The organism is Lentzea sp., from assembly GCF_035525475.1.
In the GTDB taxonomy this organism is placed as follows: domain Bacteria; phylum Actinomycetota; class Actinomycetes; order Mycobacteriales; family Pseudonocardiaceae; genus Lentzea.
The window spans coordinates 1-2,327 of record NZ_DATLEC010000105.1; the positions used below are offsets into that span (position 1 = coordinate 1).

Sequence of the window (2,327 nt, forward strand, 5' to 3'; positions counted from 1 at the left end):
GACCTCGTTGCCCGCGATCATCAGGTGGTCGGGGTCGAGCGGGTCGACGGCGAACGGCGTCGAGAACAGCGCGTGCGTGATGGGCGGCGACATGCCGTTCCAGGTCTTCCCGCCGTCCACGGTGCCGGACATCGCGCCGCCCACGTACTCGCCGTACGCGCGCTTGCTGTTGTTGGGGTTGACGCCGACGAAGAAGCCGTCGCCACCGAGGGCCTCGATCTGGCGCTCGCGGTGGATCAGCTCGCCGCCCTTGTACACGTTCTGGATCTTGGCGGTGCCGTTGTCCTGCAGGCCCATCCAGATCGTGCCGTCCTTGGCGCGGGCGACGTTGTAGGGCAGCAGGTTCGTCAGGCCCTTGCTGCTGCCGATGCCCCACTTGGCGTTCTGGAAGTCGTCGGTGGGGTCGGGACCGGTGTGCTGAGCGAACGCACCGCCGTCGTTGCCGACGAGCAGGCGCACGCCGCCCTCACCGTCCGGGATGAACAGCACGGCGTGTTGGTCGGGGTGGGTCGTGGTGGTCATGTCCAGCGCCTCGCCGCGGTTCGTCGGGCACAGGTATGGCGTGCCGTCGACGAGCGGTCCGAGGAACAGGCAGGTGTTGCCGCTGAAGTAGCGCCCGATGACCCTGAAGTGCGTGGGCTTGTTCTGCGGCAGGCCGACGTCGTCGTTCTCCCAGACCTCCTCGAGACCGAAGAGCAGACGGGTCGGCACCCCGCCTACGGTCCGGGTCGGGTCCGGCTTGATGAACTGGTTGTACCAGGCCTGCACACCTGCGCCGTAGCCCGCGAGAGCGGGACCGGTCACGGCCAGGGCGGACCCGGTCGTGGGCGAGCCCAGCTCGGTGCCGTCGGCCATCTTGATCCAGGTCTGGCCGAAGTTGGGCGAGACGAAGACGCCGTCAAGCGTGTTGACAGCCTTGTACGTCGCCGTGATCCGGCCGTTGACGGTCGCGATCGCTCCGGCCGGGTCGTTGACGCCGGGGAGCTGCGGGATCCCGCCTTTCTGGACCGCCTTCGCGTTCTGCACGAGTGCGTAGACGTAGTCGTGGTTCTGGTCGGTGCCGGTGGTCGCGCCGAGTCCGATGCGCCCGATGCGGTCCTGCTGCGTGAAGCCGGCGGCCACGGACTTGGTGAAGCTGCCGGGCTTTCCGGTCGTGGAGGTGTAGATGCCGTTGTTGGGCGACTGGACGGTGCCGTCCTCGCTCTTCACCTGGCCGCCGCGCCAGCCGACGGCCGCCAGCACGGCGCCGCCCTTGCTGTTGTTGAAGCCGCCCGGCGCCTGGACGACCACATCGGTGACGACGTTGGCGAGGGTGCAGCCCTTCGCGCGGTTCGACTTGCCTGCGCAGGGGCCGGTGGGCAGCTTCACGTTGCTGAAGGAGCGCCCCGTGTTCGTCGAGCGGAACAGGCCCGCGCCCGTTGCGGCGTAGACGATCTTGGGGTTGCTCGGGTCGACGGCGACCCGGAAGCCGAACGCGTCGGACGGAGCGCCCTTGGCGCGCGTCCAGCTCTTGCCCTGGTTCGTGCTGCGGTAGACCCCGGCACCCTCGAGGCTGCTGGCGCCGAACGACCCGTCGCCGGTGACCACGATCAGCGTGCCGCCGCCGACCGAGGAGTACCCGACGGAGCCGACGAGGAGCGTGGGCAGGTTGTCGCCGATCGAGCTCCAGTGCGCGCCGTAGTCCTTCGAGCGGTAGAGCCCGCCGCCCGCGGAGGACGCGTAGACGGTGCGGTGCTTCGAGTCGTACGTGAAGTCGGTGATGCGCCCGCCGTTCTCCACGAGGCCGAGCCCGTTGACGCCCGCGTAGCCCGCGTCGCGGACCTGCAGCGGGCCGATCCCGTTCGCCTTCCACCGGTTGGCGTCCCCGGGGCCCTGTCCCTTGCGGGCCAGGCGCATCTTCTGCGCGATCGCTTCGGCGAGCGCGCCGTTCGACATGGTGCCCTGGATGGCAGCGCGCTGGATCTCGTTCGCGATCCGGTCGATCGACTCGCCGGTGATCTCCATGCCGAGCGACGCCACGGAGTCGCAGTAGTGCCCCGGGAGCCCGTAGGTGCCGGGCTGGGCGTTCTTGCAGATCTTCTCCAGCTGCGCGATCAAGCTGGCGGAGGCGGTGCTCCGCGGCTGGACCGTTCCCGCGTTGGCGGACCAGATGCCGACACCCAGGGCGGCCAGGGCCACCCCGCTCAGCACCTTGCGACGACCGACGGCGATCACGATTTCTCCCTCACTTGACGAGCGCAACTCCTGCGTCTTCTCTCTCAACGAGCGAAGTCCTGCAAGGTCGCTCAGGTGTTCTGCTGAGGTGTCAGCCACAGCGTGCTGAGTGC

The 2,327-nt window shown here is 69.0% G+C and carries 1 protein-coding gene; it reads right to left on the bottom strand.

Going from position 1 to position 2,327, the window contains the following annotated elements:
* The coding region (locus VM306_RS18785; protein WP_414672411.1) for a WD40/YVTN/BNR-like repeat-containing protein at positions 1 to 2,214 on the bottom strand (2,214 nt) is incomplete at its 3' end.
* Positions 2,215 to 2,327 lie beyond the last annotated feature (113 nt).